We start from the raw sequence: 17013 nt of genomic DNA on the forward strand, positions 1-17013 counted from the left end.
GCAGCCCCTTAAATCCACAACTTCTTGAAGTCCCGACCGCCGTAGATCAGGTTGACCATTGCGCGGGTCACCATGATGGCCGTGAACATCGAGGTAAAGATCCCGAGGGACATAGTGACGGCGAAGCCCTTGACCGGGCCGGTGCCCATGGCGAAGAGAATGCCGCCGACCAGCAGCGTCGTCAGGTTGGCATCGATGATCGCGGTGTAGGCGCGGTCGAAACCTTCGTGAATGGCGCGCTGGATGCTCATGCCATTGGCGATTTCCTCACGTATGCGCGAGAAGATCAGCACGTTGGCGTCCACCGCCATGCCCATCGTCAGCACGATACCGGCAATGCCCGGCAGCGTCAGGGTTGCCCCCAGCAGCGACATCAGCGCCAGCAGCATGACCATGTTCAAGGCCAGTGCCACGGTGGCGATCACACCGAAGAAGCGGTAGATGGCAATAATGAACAGCGAGACGAACAGCATGCCCCACAGCGATGCATCGACACCCTTGGTGATGTTGTCGGCACCCAGGCTCGGACCAATGGTACGTTCTTCGGCGAAGTACATCGGTGCCGCCAGACCACCGGCACGCAACAGCAGCGCCAGTTCGGATGACTCACCCTGGCCGTTGAGGCCGGTGATGCGGAACTGGCTGCCCAGCGGCGACTGGATGGTCGCCAGGCTGATGATCTTCTTCTCTTCGGTGAAGGTCTGTACCGCAACGTCCTTCTCGACCCCATTGACCGTCTGCTTGACGTAGCGCGTAGTCGGGCGCTGCTCGATGAAGATCACCGCCATGCTGCGGCCAACGTTGCTGCGCGTGGCGCGGCTCATGAGGTCGCCGCCGTGGCCATCGAGCTTGATGTTCACCTGTGGCTGGCCGTGTTCGTCGAAGCTGGCCTGGGCATCGGTAACCTGGTCACCGGTGATGATCAGGCCACGCTCGACTGCCGCGGGAGCACGGTTGCCCTCGCGGAACTCGAAGGTTTCGGTAGTCGCCTTGGAATCATCCGGACCGGCACCGAGACGGAACTCGAGGTTGGCGGTCTTGCCGAGGATACGCTTGGCTTCGGCAGTGTCCTGCACGCCCGGAAGCTCGACCACGATGCGGTTGGCACCCTGGCGCTGGACCAGCGGCTCGGCCACACCCAGCTCGTTGACCCGGTTACGCACCGTGGTCAGGTTCTGCTTGATGGAGTACTCGCGGATCTCCGCGACCTTGGCCTGGGTCATGGCCAGGCGCAGCACCGACAACTCGCTGCGCTCGCTGGCAGTCAGGTCGAAATCGGTGAAACTCTTGCGGATCAGGGCTTGTGCCTGGTCGCGGGTAGCGGTGTCGCTGAAGCCCAGCTGAATGGCGCCATCCTGCTGCGGCAGGCTGCGATAACGCACGCGCTCCTTGCGCAGCAGCGTCTTGACTTCGCCTTCGTAGACTTTCATGCGGGCGTCGAGCGCCTTGTCCATGTCGACTTCGAGCAGGAAGTGCACGCCACCGGACAGGTCGAGGCCCAGCTTCATCGGGCTTGCACCCAGGCTGCGCAACCAGGGCGGCGTGGTCGGAGCCAGGTTCAGGGCCACCACATAGTCATCGCCCAGCGCCTTGCGCACGACATCCTTGGCCGGCAACTGGTCTTCGGCCTTGGTCAGGCGCAGCAGACCACCCTTGCCGTTTTCGGCGAGGCTTGCGGATTTGACCTGGATGCCGGCGGCATTGAGTGCCGTGCCGACGCGATCCAGATCTGCCTGATTGACCTGCAGCGAAGTGCTCGCGCCGCTGACCTGGATGGCCGCGTCATCAGGATAGAGATTAGGTGCGGAATAGATAAAACCGATCGCCAGCACCGCCAGGATCAGTACATATTTCCACAGAGGGTATTTGTTCAGCATCACGCCGCCCGTTCAAGACGCGGGGCGCCTTGCGCGCCCCGACATGGGTAAAAGTCTGCAGCTTAGATCGCTTTGAGCGTGCCTTTGGGCAGGGTCGCGGCGATGGCGCCCTTCTGGATTTTCAGCTCGACGGTGTCGGACACTTCGATGACCACGAAGTCGTCGGTGACCTTGTTGATCTTGCCGGCGATGCCGCCACTGGTGACCACTTCGTCACCTTTCTGCAGGTTGCCCAACAGGTTTTTCTGTTCCTTGGCACGTTTGGCCTGCGGACGCCAGATCATCATGTAGAAGATGACCAGGAAACCGACCAGGAAAATCCACTCGAAGCCAGAGCCGGCAGGGCCAGCAGCCGGTGCAGCGGCGTCCGCGAAAGCGGCGGGGATCAAAAAGCTCATTCAACGCTCCAGTTACTTAGAAGTTATTGACTTAAAGTCTTTATAAAACGGTCAGTCCAAGGGCGGCACGGGCAGCCCGCGCTTGGCATAGAAGGCATCGACAAAGGCGGCCAATGTACCCTGTTGAATAGCCTCGCGCAAACCAGCCATCAGCAGCTGGTAATGACGCAAATTGTGGATGGTATTCAACATGCTACCGAGCATTTCGCCACACTTGTCCAGGTGATGCAGATAAGCGCGCGAGAAGTTGCGGCAGGTATAGCAATCGCAGGTAGGGTCCAGCGGCGAATCATCGTGGCGATGGAACGCGTTGCGGATCTTCAGCACGCCCGTGTCGATGAACAGATGCCCGTTGCGCGCATTGCGCGTCGGCATCACGCAGTCGAACATGTCGACGCCGCGGCGCACACCCTCGACCAAGTCTTCGGGTTTGCCTACCCCCATAAGGTAACGAGGTTTGTCAGCCGGCATCAGGCCCGGCAGGTAGTCGAGCACCTTGATCATTTCATGCTTGGGCTCGCCCACCGACAGGCCGCCGATGGCCAGGCCATCGAAACCGATCTTGTCCAGGCCTTCGAGCGAACGCATGCGCAGGTTCTCGTGCATGCCGCCCTGAACGATGCCGAACAGCGCCGCGGTGCTTTCGCCATGCGCGTCCTTGGACCGTTGCGCCCAGCGCAGCGACAGCTCCATGGAGGTGCGCGCGGTGTGCTCGTCGGCCGGGTAAGGCGTGCACTCGTCGAAAATCATCACCACGTCCGAGCCCAGGTCGCGCTGGACCTGCATCGATTCTTCCGGCCCCATGAACACCTTGGAACCGTCGACGGGAGACGCAAAATAAACCCCCTCCTCCTTGATCTTGCGCATGGCGCCAAGGCTGAACACCTGGAACCCACCGGAGTCGGTCAGAATCGGCCCTTTCCACTGCATGAAGTCGTGCAGGTCGCCGTGCGCCTTGATCACCGCAGTGCCCGGGCGCAACCACAGGTGGAAGGTGTTGCCCAGAATCATCTGCGCACCGATCGCCTCGATGTCGCGCGGCAACATGCCCTTGACCGTGCCATAGGTGCCCACCGGCATGAACGCCGGGGTCTCCACCACGCCACGCGGGAAGGTCAGGCGGCCACGACGGGCCTTGCCATCGGTGGCCAGCAATTCGAACGACATACGACAGGTGCGACTCATGCTTGATCCCCTGGCGCGGCTTCGCTGGGACCGCGAGGCGCCGGATTGCGGGTGATGAACATGGCATCACCGTAACTGAAGAAGCGGTACTCGTTGGCCACCGCTGCCGCATAGGCCGCCATGGCTTCGGGATAACCCGCGAACGCCGAGACCAGCATCAGCAGCGTGGACTCCGGCAAATGGAAATTGGTGACCAGGGCATCGACCACATGGAACGGTCGCCCCGGAAAGATGAAGATATCGGTATCGCCACTGAACGGCCTCAATACGCCGTCACGCGCCGCGCTTTCCAGCGAGCGCACGCTGGTGGTGCCTACCGCCACCACTCGACCACCGCGGGCCTTGCACGCCTGCACCGCGTCGACCACGTCCTGGCTGACCTCCAGCCACTCTTTATGCATGTGGTGGTCTTCAAGCTTCTCGACCCGCACCGGCTGGAAGGTACCGGCGCCGACATGCAGCGTCACGAAGGCGGTCTGGACCCCCATCGCCTCGATCTGCGCCAGCAGCGCCTTGTCGAAATGCAGCCCCGCCGTCGGCGCCGCCACCGCGCCAGCCTTCTCGGCGTACACGGTCTGATAGCGCTCGCGATCGGCGCTCTCGTCAGGCCGGTCGATGTAGGGCGGCAACGGCATGTGCCCGACCCGATCGAGCAGTGGCAACACCTCTTCATTGAAGCGCAGCTCGAACAGCGCATCATGCCGCGCGACCATCTCGGCCTCGCCGCCGCCGTCGAGCAAGATCTTCGAACCCGGCTTGGGCGACTTGCTGGAACGCACGTGGGCCAGCACGCGATGGCTGTCCAGCACGCGCTCGACCAGAATCTCCAGCTTGCCCCCCGACGCCTTCTGGCCAAACACCCGTGCCGGAATCACCCGGGTATTGTTGAACACCATCAGGTCCCCTGGCCTGAGAAAACCGGGCAGATCGGTGAATTGACGATGATCCAGCGCACCGGACGGCCCATCGAGGACCAACAGGCGGCTGCCATGGCGCTCCGCCAACGGATGGCGAGCGATCAGGGAATCAGGAAGCTCGAAAGAGAAATCGGCGACACGCATGATAGGGTTCGGCTGTATAGGGCTGAAAATTCTAGCAAAAATCTGCAAAATTGACCATGAAAGCTGATTGACCAGTGGTCGCGCCGTCTCTATACTTCGCCGCCTGTAAGCCCTGATGGCGGAATTGGTAGACGCGGCGGATTCAAAATCCGTTTTCGAAAGGAGTGGGAGTTCGAGTCTCCCTCGGGGCACCAAATCAGAAAAAAGACCTTCGCGAAGGTCTTTTTTTTCGTCTGCGATTTCTCCCACTCCCGTTGCAGGGGCGGCAAGTGGCCGCGAAGGCGCCAGCCCAATCGCTACCACTTCCGCACCCATCCGTCGCCCGACAGGCCCCGCCCCGACCACTGTTGTCCCCACCTTCTGTTGAACTGTACCTCCCGCCGCTCCCTCGATGCGCCTACCCTGTGAACTCAATCCACAGGAGCGCTCGTCATGCCGGATGCAGCTAACCTCTACCTGTTCGTTATCGCCGCAATGCTCCTGTTGGTCGTTCCCGGACCGAACATGGCCTTCGTCACCAGCCATGCGCTGGCCCATGGCTGGCGGGCCGGGGTGGCGGCGGCGTTGGGGATTTCGCTGGCGGACTTGCTGCTGACGCTGTTGGTCAGCGCCGGCATGGGCGCTGTCGTCATGAGTTGGGCGCCTGCCTTCGACTTGTTACGGCTGGCCGGTGCGTGCTATCTGTTGTGGCTGGCCTGGCAAGCGCTGACGGCGCCGACTGGCGAAAGCGCTGCACCCCGCCCCCTGGGTTCGATCCGCAAGATCTTCATTCGCGCCACGCTCAACAGCTTGCTGAACCCCAAAGGCCTGCTGTTCTTCATGGTGTTTCTGCCGCAATTCGTCACTGTCGGCAACGCCAGTGTGACGGTTCAACTGGTCATGCTGGGTGTGCTGCTTCTGCTGATCTCCCTGGTTTTTCACAGTGTGCTGGCACTGTGTGCGGGAACGCTGCGCGGACGGTTGAACAGCATGCCTCGACGCTGGGCCAATTATGGCTTTGCGAGCGTGATGACAGCACTGGCAGCACGACTTCTATTTCTTGAGCGGCCGATATGACCACTCTCCCGAAGCACCTCCGGACAGGTATCCATCCCGCCTCGTTGGCCCTGTAAACTTCTCCCTCATGCCCCCCGCGAACAAGGAGTTCCGCCCTTCACATGAGTAATGCCTACCGTACATTCTTCGCAACCCCGGGCGTCGTGGCTCTGTTACTGGCGGGTTCCATGGCCCGGCTCCCACAGACCATGATCGGGCTGGGCCTCATCACCATGCTGGTGCATGAAACCGGGCGTTATTGGGTTGCAGGCGCAGTGGCGGGTACTTTTACCCTGACCAGCGCCATACTCGGGCCGATGATTTCGAAACTGGTGGATCAGCGCGGCCAGCGCAAGGTGCTGGCGCCCGTCGCGGCGTTCAGTATCGGCATGCTTCTGGCCCTGATCGGCGCCGTGCATTGGCATGCGCCGCTGCCGGTGCTGTTCGTGCTGGCCGCCCTGGCGGGCGTGCTCCCCAGTTTCGGCGCAATGATCCGCGCACGCTGGGCCTACCTGTTTCGCGGAAAACCACAACTGCACGCCGCGTACTCCTTGGATACAGTGCTGGTGGAGTTCACCTTCATCGTCGGTCCCCCGTTGTCCATCGCGTTGAGCAGCGGTCTGTTTCCACAAGCCGGCCCGCTGGTAGCCGCCGTGTTGTTGGCCGTGGGCGTGGTTGCCTTTCTGCGCCAGCATGAAACCGAGCCGCCGCCGGTGCCGGCGGTCAAGGGGCCCTCCACTTCCCCGCTGCGCATTCCTGCCTTGCGGATCATCGTGGTGGCGATGCTGGCGCTGGGGTTGCTCGGCGGCTCGGTCGATGTGGCGGTAGTGGCTTTTGCCAAGGAACAAGGCTGGCCAGCAGCCGCCAGCTTTATCCTCGCGGGATTCGCTGCAGGTTCGATGGTTGCCGGGATCACGTTCGGGACAGTGAGAAGTGGGCTGGCGTACGAAACTCAGCTGCTGATTGGCGCGGTCTTCACTGCCGTGGCAACGACGTTGCCGATCTTCGCGCCCAACGTGTACTGGCTCACCGGATTGCTGTTCATCACCGGCATGTCGTTCGCACCGACGCTGATCGTGGTAATGAACATCGGCACGAAAATCCTGCCGCCCGGCAAGATCACCGAAGGGCTGACCTGGCTGAGCACAGGGGTCAGTGTCGGCATCGCGATGGGTGGGGCAGTCGCCGGTATGGTCATCGACCACTTCGGTACCCGTGCCGGGTTCGCCGTTGCCATCGGTGCCGGGCTGTTAATGCTGACCGCCGTGCTCACAGGGCTGCGTACGCTGCAGGCAACTTCGGCGAGCGAGGTTATCGTGCCTGGCTGACACGCCCCTGTCACATCCCCACGCTTACATAGCCCTTTCACTTTCCAAGGGCTATGCCATGACCATGTTCGATCTCAAGCGCCGTCGCCTCGTCCAAGCCGTGGGGGCAGGCTTTCTGTTGCCTGGGCTGGCGCCGGCGGTGATCGCCTCGGTCAAGGACCGGCCACAACTGACTGACGGCGTGCAGTCCGGCGACCTGATGGGCGACAGGGCCATGGTCTGGAGCCGCTGCGACCGCCCGGCACGCATGGTAGTGGAATGGGATACGCGCAGCATGTTCACCAACCCTCGCCGTTCGGTATCGCCACTGGCCGACGCGGGCAGCGATTTCACCGCGCGGGTCGAACTCAGCGGCCTGCCGGTGGACCAGGCGATCTTCTATCGCGTGCAGTTCGAAGACGCGCAGACCGGCGTCAGCAGCGAACCGTGGTTCGGCCATCTGCGCAGCGAGCCTTCGCAGCGTCGCGACATCCGTTTCGTGTGGAGCGGCGACACCGTGGGCCAGGGCTTCGGTATCAACCCTGATATCGGCGGCATGCGCATCTATGAAGCCATGCGTCTGCGCTTGCCGGATTTCTTCATCCACAGCGGCGATACCATCTACGCCGACGGGCCGGTGCCCGCCACGGTGACCACCGAGAATGGCCGCGTATGGCGCAACATCACCACCGAAGCCAAGAGCAAGGTGGCGGAAACTCTGGACGAGTACCGCGGCAACTACCGCTACAACCTGATGGATGAAAACGTGCGGCGCTTCAATGCCGAGGTGCCGCAGATCTGGCAATGGGACGACCACGAGGTGACCAACAACTGGTCGCCCAGCAAGCAACTCGACGCGCGCTACCAGAACCGCGACATTCGCCATTTGGTCGGCAACGCACGTCAGGCGTGGCTCGAGTACGCGCCCATGCGCCTGCAGCGCGCCGACAACGGCGGGCGTATCTACCGCAAGCTCAGCTATGGGCCGATGCTGGACATCTTCGTCTTGGACATGCGCAGCTACCGCGGTGGCAACGACGATAACCTGGCGGCCAGGCCCGAAGCCCGCACGGCGTTTCTCGGACAGGTGCAACTGGACTGGCTGAAGTCCGGGCTCAAAGGGTCGCAGGCTCAATGGAAAGTCATTGCCGCCGATATGCCCATCGGCTTGGGTGTCCCGGATGGTGAAATGAGCCCGGGGGTCGGGCGCTGGGAGGCGATCGCCAACGGCGATGATGGGGCCGCCAAGGGGCGCGAGCTGGAGATCGCCGAGCTGCTCGGCTTCGTGCGCCAGCAGAAAGTGGTCAATACGGTCTGGTTGACCGCCGACGTGCACTACTGCGCCGCGCATCACTACCATCCGGACCGCGCTGCCTTCCAGGATTTCGAACCGTTCTGGGAATTCGTCGCCGGGCCACTGAACGCCGGCAGCTTCGGCCCCAACCCGTTGGACGCCACCTTTGGCCCACAGGTGGTGTTCCAGAAAGCACCACCGGCCCAGAACACCTCACCGTTCGCAGGTTTCCAGTTTTTCGGTGAAGTACAGATCGAGGGCCAGAGCGGAGAAATGACCGTGCAACTGCGTGATCTGGATGGCGTGGTGGTGTTCGAGAAGAAGCTGCAGCCGGTTTGACGCCCATTGCACAGCACCCATCCGGACAAATAGCCGCGGCGGGGGCGGTGCAATGGCTCAACTGCCAAGGCCCGGCAGTACCAGGCACGCGGCCAACCCTATGAGGGCGGTGCCGATCACCCGATCGACAACGTGTTGTTTCTCCAGCATCCGCCGACGCAGCGGCCCGGACGAGAAGAACAGCGCCACGATGCTGAACCACACCCAGTGCGAGAACGACATGAACAAGCCATAGGCAAAGTTCGTCATTATCGAACTGCCCGCCTGTACGACCTGACTGTAAGTGGCTACCACGAACAGCATGGTCTTGGGATTGAGGGCATTGGTGAAGAAGCCTGTCCGAAATGCGCTGCACAATGACGGCGCCCCGCCTCCCACGTTGGCCAATGCCAACTTGGAGGTGTTGAGCAACGAGCGCACGCCCAGGTAGATGAGATAACCGGCACCCAGCCATTTCATGCCCATGAACAACAGTGGCGACTGAGTGATGATCACGGCGATGCCGAACACGGTGTAGAACACATGCACCTGTACACCGCAAGCAATGCCCAAAGCCGCGATCAAACCACTCTGACGCCCGTAGGCATAGCTGTTGCGGGTGACCATGGCAAAGTCCGGGCCCGGGCTGATGACGGCCAGTACGGTAATCAGGGCGACTGCCAATAATTCGTTCATGATCACGTCCCGTCAACGTTTCTTGAAAGTGACGACCAGGACATCCCGGTGGGCAGGTCGATCGGGGTGTATGGGGATGACGGCGCTGACGCCGTGTCGAACCTGCTCATCGTTGAGCAGGGCGGCTTCCAGTTCATGGATCATCGAGTGCCTTGCCAGCAGCCGCAGGTCATTGTCGTAGATGGACGTCTCGCCCTCCATCACGTTGACTCGATTGACCAGCAGCATGAACACGAAGTCGACGCCATCGCGGTGCACACCTTCAGGTGTCGGGGACGCCGCTCCGCGGGATGCATCGATACGGAACTGATGCGCTTCGATATGCCAGGCACTTTGCCCAGCGAGGACGCCGAGAAAGGCGCAGCACAGGTCCATCACTGCCGAAAACACCTTGCCTGAGCAGACCTCGGTCGTGAACGGCGCGTAATGCCGGACGATGCCGCCGTTGAGGCCGTTGTGCTCGACGTTCTGGTAATGCGGTCGATGAGCGCAAGCCTGCCAGTGGCGACTGCCTTGCTCGATGGAGAGGGTCGCATGGCGACGCAGGCGATAGGTGCCGCCATCCCCCATGAATGTATCCTGCTGCAGATGATCCCAGCTTTGCCGAAACTGTTCCCAGTCCTGGATGAAGCCAGGCACGACGGTGTCCAGCAAGTGAGCGACCGTGGGAGGCTGCAGAAAGGCGAAGCCACTGTGAGCCACGCTTTCACATACATCGTTGATTGACGGCTCGAAAAGCCTCAGTCCAATGGCGCTGCTCGGCATTGCACGCTTATGCATATCTTCCATGGATTCTCTCCATTTTATTGGTAAGGCTGCCAAAATGCCCGGCAACGAGCGCAATCATGGAGTTTTGCGCAGGCAGGAAAAAACGATTTATAGTCGTCGAAACCTGTGAGATTTCGTCGTTCGTATGAGCCTTCCGCCCCTCGCCTCTTTCCGCTTTTTCAACGCCGCTGCGCAGAACCAAAGCTTCATGAAGGCGGCCGAGCAACTGCACGTGACGCACGGCGCGGTCAGCCGCCAGATTCGCTCGCTGGAAGACGCGTTGGGGGTGGAGCTGTTCGATCGACGCAATCGTGCGGTCTTTCTCAACCACGCAGGACGGCTGCTGCACGACGTCACGCAGCCGATGTTCGAGCAGTTGGAGCAGGCGGTCCGCCAGGTGCAGCAAAAAGCGCGCGAAGACACGCTGGTAGTGTCCTGCGAACCGACGATTGCGATGAAATGGCTGATTCCCCGCCTGCCTGCCTTCCATCAGGCGCACCCGCAGATCCAGATTCAATTGCTGGCGGCGGGTGGGCCGATCGACTTTTCTCGATGCGGCGCTGACCTGGCCATTCGACGCGACGATTTTCGCTGGGACGATTCAGTCGAAAGTGCTGCGTTGTGTCCTGAATGGGTCGGTCCGGTTTGCGCGCCCGCCTTGGCGGAATCGGTGAGGCGATTGAGTGGTGTGCACGTGCTGCGCAGCAGCACACGACCGGCTGCCTGGGAGCAGTGGCTGCGACTGGCGAAGAAAGTGCCAGGGGAAGTGGCAACCGTCGAGTACGAGCATTTCTACCTGTGCCTGCAGGCCGCTACTGCTGCGTTGGGCGTGAGCGTGGCGTCACTGTTGATGGTTCAAGAGGAACTGGCATCCGGGCAATTGGTAGCGCCCTTCGGCTTCACTCGCGATGGTTCGAAGTACGTGGTGCTGTACCCGCGATTGCCGGAAGAAAGCACGAAGTGCGCCGTCTTCAGACAGTGGCTGAACGAGCAGGCAGAGGCATCGGTTGCCCAGACACTTTCCGACGGACGCTGATCCGGTTTCACCCCACCCTGCACGAATTAAAGGTTACCTCAACGACCTTGGGCTACGCTTTGTCTTATAACGCCCACCGTGGCTGGTTGGGCGTTGCGCTGTGCGATCAGCCTGGCGACAACAACCGCGCTAGCAAGCGTGCGAGGGCGAACATGAGCAATTTCGACAAAAACAGTAGCACCACAAACCCCAAGAGCTTGACCGAAAAACTTCTCAAACTCCTTCCATCGATGGCTGTAAAAGGCTATCTGCAGGGTGCCAGCTCATTCGACAAGGGGCGCCCGGACTACCCGAAGGAACTCGACAACTGGCTGCGCGAGATCATGCAGATCAAGCCGCACAGCAAATGGGACCCACCCCATACAACTGTACTCGACCTGGGCTCGGGGACTGGCAAGTTCATTCCGCGGTTGGTCGATATCGGCGCCGAGGTGTTCGCGGTGGAACCGGTTTCCGCCATGCGCGAGAAGCTGGAACTCAACTGGGGCGACAAGCCCTACGTGAAGATACTCGAGGGTGCCGCCGAAGAGATCCCGTTGAAAAACGAATCGGTGGACGCGGTGATCTGCGCGCATTCCTTCCACTGGTTTGCCAAACCCGAGGCCATGAAGGAAATCCACCGGGTGCTCAAGCGCGGCGGACGCCTGGGAATGATCTGGAACCTGCGCGATACCCGCGAGGACTGGGTACGTCAGGTGGCGGACGTGGTCAGCGCGGTGGCCGGTGACAGCCCGCGGTTCTACACCCAACAGTGGCGTGAAATGTTCCCGCACAAGGGCTTCGCCCACCCGCTGGTGGAAAAGCACTTCAGCCATTCGCACACCGGCACGCCGGAAGACGTGATTCTCAACCGGGTGCGCTCCATCAGCTTCATCGCCACCCTCCCCCCTGAACAGCAAGAGCCGATTTACCAGAGAGTCCGCGAAATCATTGCCACCCACCCCCAGCTCAAGGACAAGCAGGAAGTAACCGTGCCCTATGACACCGTGGCCTTTCATACTGTGAAGATTCTCTAGACCACCGTTGGCGCCCGGCGTGATCAATGCACCGGCGTAAGCCCGCTTTCCTGAATGGCGAGACGGGCTGCCGGTGTGCTCAGGTACTGCAGCAATGCGGCGGCCTCTTCAGGGTGGGCGCTGGTACGCGTGACACCGCCCGAATACAAAGTCATCTTCTGCACCGCATCGGGAATCAGGCCGACTATATCGATGCCCGGTACCGCCTTGAGCTCGCTCAATTGCTGGAAACCCAGTTGCACATCGCCCCGAGCAACCACGGCACCCACAGGTTCGCTGTCTACCAGGCTGCTTTTGTCGCGAAGCTGTTCGGCCAGTTTCATCCGCGGAAACAGCAGGTGCGACAGGTACAGGCCGCTGGTGCTGTTGGAGTAGGCCAGCGAGCGGGCGTCTATCAGCGTCTTGCGAAAAGCGTCGACACTGCCGATGTCTGGCTTGGCCTCACCTTGGCGTACGGCCATGGCAATGAAGGACTTGCCGACATCCACGCGAGGTTCGCGCTGCACTTCACCCAATTGAATGAGTTTGTTCAACGCGGCGTCTTCGGTGAGCACCAGGTCGGCACGCTCGCCGCGCTCCAGCCGACTGGAGATGGCCATGGGGTTGTCGCCGATGGCAGGTGAAGGCAGCACGGTGACCTTGATGCCGGTGGCTTTTTCGTATTCGACGACGATGGTCTGCATGGCACTGACCACGCCGCCGGACCCGAGCAGGGACAACTGCACCGGTGGTGGCGCCTTCTGCGCGTGGGCAGCGCTGGAGCCGAGCAATACACAAGCCAGCAGAGCGCTGGTGAGCCGTTTGGTCATGACGATATGATCCTGAAAGTGAAGATGAAGCCTGGCCGATGACTGGCCAGAGGCACAGCGGACGAGTGCGGTGATGGTCGACCGCCTCGCGAAGAAGGATAAGTTTACGCGCAATCGGCCAAAAGCCAGGATCAGGTTGCCATTTAAAAAGGTGATGTTCGGCAATTGCAACGTCGAGAAACAATTTCAGCCCTGGCCGCGCAAACGTGCGATGCAAGCAATCACGACACTTTGGCAGGATCTGTGGGGTAACTGTCATTTACCCTTTTACCGTTCAGCTCGATGATGCGTGCTCCAGACTGGAGTGACCGTATGTCCAAGGCCTTGCCCCCCGAACTGCAGATTTTCGACCGCCCCTTGCAGGTTGTCATCCTGCTCTACCCCGGTATCGAGATTCTCGACTTCGCCGGGCCGTACGAAGTGTTCAGCGTTGCCACCCGCGTTGCGCTGCGCGACGGTTTGAGCATTCACGCGCCATTCGTGGTCAGCACGGTTGCGGCCAGTCGCGACCTGCTCACCGCCCGCTACGAGCTGCGGGTGCAGCCCGACGCCCAGTTCGATGAAGAGGTGCACAGCGATGTGCTGATCGTGCCGGGGGGCGTGATCGATCAACCTGTAAATGACCCGAATACCCTCGCGTGGGTGCGGCGGATGGCGGCGACGACCGGGTTGCTCACTTCGGTATGCAGTGGCGCGTTGATCCTGGCCAAGGCTGGCCTGCTGGAGGGGCAGAGCGTCACCACCCATTGGGCCGACATCCAGGAGCTGCGCGACAGCTACCCGGACCTCGATGTGCGGGAGAATGTGCCCTATGTCGATGCTGGCAGCCTGGTCACCAGCGCCGGGATTTCCGCCGGCATCGACATGAGCCTGCATCTGGTGGCACGCCTGCTCGGTGCCGATGCGGCGCGCCTCACCGCTCGCCAGATGCAGTACGAGTGGCACGATATGCCAGGGTAGAGCGTCAGCTCTTGTCGTTGCGAAACATCTGGCGAATGCCACGCACGGCCTGCCGAATGCGATCCTGGTTTTCGATCAGCGCAAAACGTACGTGGTCGTCGCCATAGTCACCGAAGCCGATGCCGGGCGAGACGCAGACCTTGGCTTCGGCCAGCAGCTTCTTGGCAAACTCGAGCGAGCCCATGTGCGCGTAGGCCTCCGGAATCTTGGCCCAGACATACATCGACGCCTTTGGGTTCTCGACCATCCAGCCCAGTTCGTGCAAGCCTTTGACCAGCACGTTGCGGCGCTGGCGGTACTGCTCGGCGATGTCCTTCACACACTGTTGATCGCCTTCGAGCGCGGCGATGGCTGCGACCTGCAACGGCGTGAACGTGCCGTAATCGTGGTAGCTCTTGATGCGTGCCAACGCATTGACCAGCTCGGGATTGCCGACCATGAAGCCGATCCGCCAGCCAGCCATGTTGTAGCTCTTGGACAGGGTGAAGAATTCGACGGCGATGTCCTTGGCGCCCGGCACTTGCATGATCGACGGCGCTTTCCAGCCGTCGTAGACGATATCGGCATAGGCCAGGTCATGCACCACCAAGACGTCGTAGCGCTTGGCGAGGGCCACCACCCGCTCGAAGAAATCCAGTTCCACACACTGCGCGGTCGGGTTGGATGGAAAGCCCAGGATCATCATCTTCGGCTTGGGAATGGATTCGCGGATCGCCCTCTCCAGCTCGTTGAAGAAGTCCACGCCCGGCACCAGCGGCACCGAGCGCACCTGGGCGCCGGCGATCACCGCACCGTAGATATGAATCGGGTAGCTGGGGTTGGGCACCAGCACGGTATCACCCTGGTCGAGCGTGGCCAGCATCAGGTGCGCCAGACCCTCTTTCGAGCCAATGGTGACGATGGCTTCGTCTTCAGGGTCGATATCGACCGCATAGCGGTCCTTGTACCAGCGCGAAATGGCCCGGCGCAGCCGCGGAATGCCGCGGGAAGTGGAGTAGCCGTGGGTATCTTCGCGCTGGGCAACGGTCACCAGCTTGTCGACGATATGGGGTGGCGTGGCGCCGTCGGGGTTGCCCATGCTCAGGTCGATGATGTCTTCGCCGCGCCGACGCGCAGCCATCTTCAACTCGGCGGTGATATTGAACACATAGGGGGGGAGACGATCGATGCGCGCAAAGCGGCGCGGGCGAACAGGTTCGGCCATGACTTCCTCGGATACGTAAGCGCCCGGAACCGTCCGAGCGACGTTGGCCACTGCGGTGGCCAGCCCGAAAGATAACGGGGCCGATGCGGGGATGTAAAGCGCAATATGCGGTGCGGACCCAACCTTTGCCCCAAAAAAAAGCCCCGGAACTGTTCGGTCCGGGGCGTTTTTATCGCTGCAGCAGGATCAATGCGCGTAGGTCAGCAACAGCTCGCCCGGCGCCTTGAAATCCAGGGACATCATTACGCTCAACGCGGTGATGGTGAAGATCGAGAACACGAACAGCTTGCGCGCCCAGACCTTGTCATCGACCGCCTTGTAACCTGTCCAGGCCATGTACAACCAGTACATGCCCATGGCTGCGGCAACTGCGAGGTAGCTCATGCCGGCATAGCCACCCAGGGTCAGCATCAGCGTCGCCAGGAGGAAAGCCAGGATGTAGATCAGGATATGCTTCTTCGCCACCACGATACCCCGCTTGACCGGGAGCACCGGAATCGAAGCCGCCAGGTAATCGTTGAAGCGGAAGATTGCGATCGCATACGAATGGGGCATCTGCCACAGGCTGAACATCACCAGCAACGTCAATGCCGCCAGATCGAAGCTGTTGCTCACTGCCACGTAACCGATCACCGGAGGCATGGCACCGGACAGGCTGCCGACCAGGGTGCCGTGCACCGACTTGCGCTTCAGATAAAGGCTGTAGAAGCCCACGTAGATGACGAAGCCGATCAAGCCGCACAGGGCCGCCAGCGGGTTGGCCAATGCGTACAGCATGACCATCCCGGCAACCCCCAGCAGCGTGGCGAAGATCAGTGCGACCTTCACCGAAATCTGCCCCTGAACCAACGCGCGATTCTTGGTGCGCTCCATCTTCACGTCGATGTCACGGTCGATGCAGTTGTTGAATGCACAGCCCGACGCCACTACCAGCGATGTACCGATCACCGTGGCCAGAAACAGCCCGATGTCGACATGCCCTTGAGAGGCCAGGAAGAACCCACCTGCCACGGAAAGCACGTTACCGAAAATGATCCCCGGTTTGGTGATTTGGATAAAGTGCTTTACGGACATGTCCGGGTTCCTTACTTCGCCATCATGAAGTGATGGATGCTGAACATGATCCACAGCGACAGGCCTACCAGGAACGCGATGATCAACGCAGAGAACACGAAGGCAATCACGTTCCAGCGCTGTTCGGACGTGCGGTCCAGGTGCAGGAAGTAGACCAGGTGAACCAGCACCTGAATCACCGCGAAGATCATCACGATCCACAGGGTGGCTTCCTTGGACATGCTCGGAAACATCACCAGGCCGAACGGAATCGCGGTCAGGATGACCGACAGCACGAAACCGATCATGTACGACTTGTAGCTACCGTGGCTGCTACCGGCCGAAGTGGTATGAGGGTTTGCCATTTACAGAGCTCCCATCAGATAGACGACGGTGAACACGCAGATCCAGACCACGTCCAGGAAGTGCCAGAACAGGCTGAGGCAGCTCATGCGCGTGTTGTTGGTTGCGGTCAGGCCTTTGGATTTGACCTGGGCGATCAGCACCGCCATCCAGATCAAGCCGCTGGTCACGTGCAGGCCGTGGGTACCGACCAGGGTGAAGAAACCGGTCAGGAAGCCGCTGCGCTGCGGGCCGAAGCCCTCTTCGATCAACTTGTGGAACTCGTAGATTTCCATCGCGATGAAGCCTGCGCCCAGCAGGAAAGTGACGAACAGCCACTTCATCACACCGCTTTTGTCGTTGCTGTGCAGCGCCAGCATGGCGAAGCCATAGGTAATGGAGCTGAACAGCAGCAGTGCGGTTTCGGCTGCCACGAAGGGCAGCTCGAAGATGTCGTGGCCCGAGGGGCCACCGGCAACGTTGTTAACCAGTACTGCGTAGGCGGCGAAGATCGACGCGAACAGGATGCAGTCGGTCATCAGGTAGATCCAGAAACCGAAGACAGTCATGCCCCCGGAATCGTGATGATCGTGATCGTCATGACCGTGCTCGTGCTCGTGAGCCACTTCCGCGTTTAGGGTTGCGTTAGACATT

At 61.0% G+C, this 17013-nt stretch carries 16 protein-coding genes, 1 tRNA gene and 1 pseudogene; 7 read left to right on the forward strand and 11 right to left on the reverse strand.

Features of this window, described 5'->3' with window-relative positions; translation table 11 throughout:
- Positions 1-8: 8 nt before the first annotated feature.
- The 4 genes from secD to queA form a co-directional block, all read right to left on the reverse strand.
- The gene (secD, locus tag IFU31_RS19575) at positions 9-1877 is read right to left on the reverse strand and encodes a protein translocase subunit SecD (protein WP_122479567.1); all 1869 of its coding nucleotides are present in this window, start codon (positions 1875-1877) and stop codon (positions 9-11) included.
- Between the two features lie 62 nt (positions 1878-1939).
- Positions 1940-2275, reverse strand: coding sequence for a preprotein translocase subunit YajC (gene yajC, locus IFU31_RS19580; RefSeq protein WP_122479568.1), 336 nt, complete (start codon positions 2273-2275; stop codon positions 1940-1942).
- A 51-nt stretch (positions 2276-2326) separates the two neighbouring features.
- Positions 2327-3442, reverse strand: a complete 1116-nt coding sequence (tgt, locus tag IFU31_RS19585; RefSeq protein WP_163007623.1) for a tRNA guanosine(34) transglycosylase Tgt — start codon at positions 3440-3442, stop codon at positions 2327-2329.
- 14 nt (positions 3443-3456) lie between these two features.
- Positions 3457-4521 carry a tRNA preQ1(34) S-adenosylmethionine ribosyltransferase-isomerase QueA gene (queA, locus tag IFU31_RS19590; protein WP_192104276.1) on the reverse strand — a complete coding sequence of 355 codons (1065 nt, stop codon included), beginning with the start codon at positions 4519-4521 and terminating at the stop codon, positions 3457-3459.
- A gap of 109 nt (positions 4522-4630) precedes the next feature.
- On the opposite strand from queA, the gene IFU31_RS19595 reads away from it, so the two are divergent.
- From IFU31_RS19595 to IFU31_RS19610, 4 genes are all read left to right on the forward strand, one after another.
- A tRNA-Leu gene (locus IFU31_RS19595) sits at positions 4631-4715 on the forward strand.
- Positions 4716-4953: 238 nt separating this feature from the next.
- Positions 4954-5577, forward strand: a complete 624-nt coding sequence (locus IFU31_RS19600; RefSeq protein ID WP_122479571.1) for a LysE family translocator — start codon at positions 4954-4956, stop codon at positions 5575-5577.
- Positions 5578-5678: 101 nt separating this feature from the next.
- Positions 5679-6884 carry an MFS transporter gene (locus IFU31_RS19605; protein WP_192104277.1) on the forward strand — a complete coding sequence of 402 codons (1206 nt, stop codon included), beginning with the start codon at positions 5679-5681 and terminating at the stop codon, positions 6882-6884.
- A 58-nt stretch (positions 6885-6942) separates the two neighbouring features.
- Positions 6943-8496 carry an alkaline phosphatase D family protein gene (locus IFU31_RS19610; protein ID WP_192104279.1) on the forward strand — a complete coding sequence of 518 codons (1554 nt, stop codon included), beginning with the start codon at positions 6943-6945 and terminating at the stop codon, positions 8494-8496.
- A 57-nt stretch (positions 8497-8553) separates the two neighbouring features.
- Here the strand turns inward: IFU31_RS19610 and IFU31_RS19615 are convergent, their stop codons facing one another.
- Positions 8554-9171, reverse strand: coding sequence for a LysE family translocator (locus IFU31_RS19615; protein WP_192057707.1), 618 nt, complete (start codon positions 9169-9171; stop codon positions 8554-8556).
- 12 nt (positions 9172-9183) lie between these two features.
- The gene (locus tag IFU31_RS19620; protein ID WP_122479577.1) at positions 9184-9960 is read right to left on the reverse strand and encodes a 2OG-Fe dioxygenase family protein; all 777 of its coding nucleotides are present in this window, start codon (positions 9958-9960) and stop codon (positions 9184-9186) included.
- A 124-nt stretch (positions 9961-10084) separates the two neighbouring features.
- On the opposite strand from IFU31_RS19620, the pseudogene IFU31_RS19625 reads away from it, so the two are divergent.
- Together IFU31_RS19625 and IFU31_RS19630 are read left to right on the forward strand one after the other, a co-directional pair.
- Positions 10085-11045 (forward strand): annotated as a pseudogene (locus IFU31_RS19625) (LysR substrate-binding domain-containing protein).
- An 82-nt stretch (positions 11046-11127) separates the two neighbouring features.
- Positions 11128-11991, forward strand: a complete 864-nt coding sequence (locus IFU31_RS19630) for a methyltransferase domain-containing protein (RefSeq protein WP_342214262.1) — start codon at positions 11128-11130, stop codon at positions 11989-11991.
- A 23-nt stretch (positions 11992-12014) separates the two neighbouring features.
- Here IFU31_RS19630 and IFU31_RS19635 read toward each other — a convergent pair whose 3' ends face one another.
- Complete coding sequence (locus IFU31_RS19635; protein ID WP_122479580.1) at positions 12015-12800, reverse strand: substrate-binding domain-containing protein; 786 nt, start codon at positions 12798-12800, stop codon at positions 12015-12017.
- A 312-nt stretch (positions 12801-13112) separates the two neighbouring features.
- Between IFU31_RS19635 and IFU31_RS19640 the strand changes: the two genes are divergently transcribed.
- Positions 13113-13760: a DJ-1/PfpI family protein gene (locus IFU31_RS19640; RefSeq protein WP_122479581.1), complete on the forward strand. Its 648-nt coding sequence runs from the start codon at positions 13113-13115 to the stop codon at positions 13758-13760.
- Positions 13761-13764: 4 nt separating this feature from the next.
- Here IFU31_RS19640 and alaC read toward each other — a convergent pair whose 3' ends face one another.
- From alaC to IFU31_RS19660, 4 genes are all read right to left on the reverse strand, one after another.
- Positions 13765-14964 (reverse strand): alanine transaminase, encoded by a 1200-nt coding sequence (gene alaC, locus IFU31_RS19645; protein ID WP_122479582.1) that lies wholly within the window; start codon positions 14962-14964, stop codon positions 13765-13767.
- Positions 14965-15150: 186 nt separating this feature from the next.
- The gene (cyoE, locus tag IFU31_RS19650) at positions 15151-16038 is read right to left on the reverse strand and encodes a heme o synthase (RefSeq protein ID WP_122479583.1); all 888 of its coding nucleotides are present in this window, start codon (positions 16036-16038) and stop codon (positions 15151-15153) included.
- Positions 16039-16049: 11 nt separating this feature from the next.
- Positions 16050-16382, reverse strand: coding sequence for a cytochrome o ubiquinol oxidase subunit IV (cyoD, locus tag IFU31_RS19655; protein WP_122479584.1), 333 nt, complete (start codon positions 16380-16382; stop codon positions 16050-16052).
- Positions 16383-17012: a cytochrome o ubiquinol oxidase subunit III gene (locus IFU31_RS19660; RefSeq protein ID WP_122479585.1), complete on the reverse strand. Its 630-nt coding sequence runs from the start codon at positions 17010-17012 to the stop codon at positions 16383-16385.
- Position 17013 lies beyond the last annotated feature (1 nt).

The sequence above is a fragment of the Pseudomonas sp. CFBP 13602 genome (assembly GCF_014842725.1).
GTDB lineage: Bacteria > Pseudomonadota > Gammaproteobacteria > Pseudomonadales > Pseudomonadaceae > Aquipseudomonas > Aquipseudomonas baltica.

Excerpts from the sequence above, each read along its gene's own strand:
- secD (WP_122479567.1), bottom strand. The coding sequence starts at position 1,877 with ATGCTGAACAAATACCCTCTGTGGAAATATGTACTGATCCTGGCGGTG.
- yajC (WP_122479568.1), bottom strand. The coding sequence starts at position 2,275 with ATGAGCTTTTTGATCCCCGCCGCTTTCGCGGACGCCGCTGCACCGGCT.
- tgt (WP_163007623.1), bottom strand. The coding sequence starts at position 3,442 with ATGTCGTTCGAATTGCTGGCCACCGATGGCAAGGCCCGTCGTGGCCGC.
- queA (WP_192104276.1), bottom strand. The coding sequence starts at position 4,521 with ATGCGTGTCGCCGATTTCTCTTTCGAGCTTCCTGATTCCCTGATCGCT.
- IFU31_RS19600 (WP_122479571.1), top strand. The coding sequence starts at position 4,954 with ATGCCGGATGCAGCTAACCTCTACCTGTTCGTTATCGCCGCAATGCTC.
- IFU31_RS19605 (WP_192104277.1), top strand. The coding sequence starts at position 5,679 with ATGAGTAATGCCTACCGTACATTCTTCGCAACCCCGGGCGTCGTGGCT.
- IFU31_RS19610 (WP_192104279.1), top strand. The coding sequence starts at position 6,943 with ATGACCATGTTCGATCTCAAGCGCCGTCGCCTCGTCCAAGCCGTGGGG.
- IFU31_RS19615 (WP_192057707.1), bottom strand. The coding sequence starts at position 9,171 with ATGAACGAATTATTGGCAGTCGCCCTGATTACCGTACTGGCCGTCATC.
- IFU31_RS19620 (WP_122479577.1), bottom strand. The coding sequence starts at position 9,960 with ATGGAAGATATGCATAAGCGTGCAATGCCGAGCAGCGCCATTGGACTG.
- IFU31_RS19630 (WP_342214262.1), top strand. The coding sequence starts at position 11,128 with ATGAGCAATTTCGACAAAAACAGTAGCACCACAAACCCCAAGAGCTTG.
- IFU31_RS19635 (WP_122479580.1), bottom strand. The coding sequence starts at position 12,800 with ATGACCAAACGGCTCACCAGCGCTCTGCTGGCTTGTGTATTGCTCGGC.
- IFU31_RS19640 (WP_122479581.1), top strand. The coding sequence starts at position 13,113 with ATGTCCAAGGCCTTGCCCCCCGAACTGCAGATTTTCGACCGCCCCTTG.
- alaC (WP_122479582.1), bottom strand. The coding sequence starts at position 14,964 with ATGGCCGAACCTGTTCGCCCGCGCCGCTTTGCGCGCATCGATCGTCTC.
- cyoE (WP_122479583.1), bottom strand. The coding sequence starts at position 16,038 with ATGTCCGTAAAGCACTTTATCCAAATCACCAAACCGGGGATCATTTTC.
- cyoD (WP_122479584.1), bottom strand. The coding sequence starts at position 16,382 with ATGGCAAACCCTCATACCACTTCGGCCGGTAGCAGCCACGGTAGCTAC.
- IFU31_RS19660 (WP_122479585.1), bottom strand. The coding sequence starts at position 17,012 with ATGTCTAACGCAACCCTAAACGCGGAAGTGGCTCACGAGCACGAGCAC.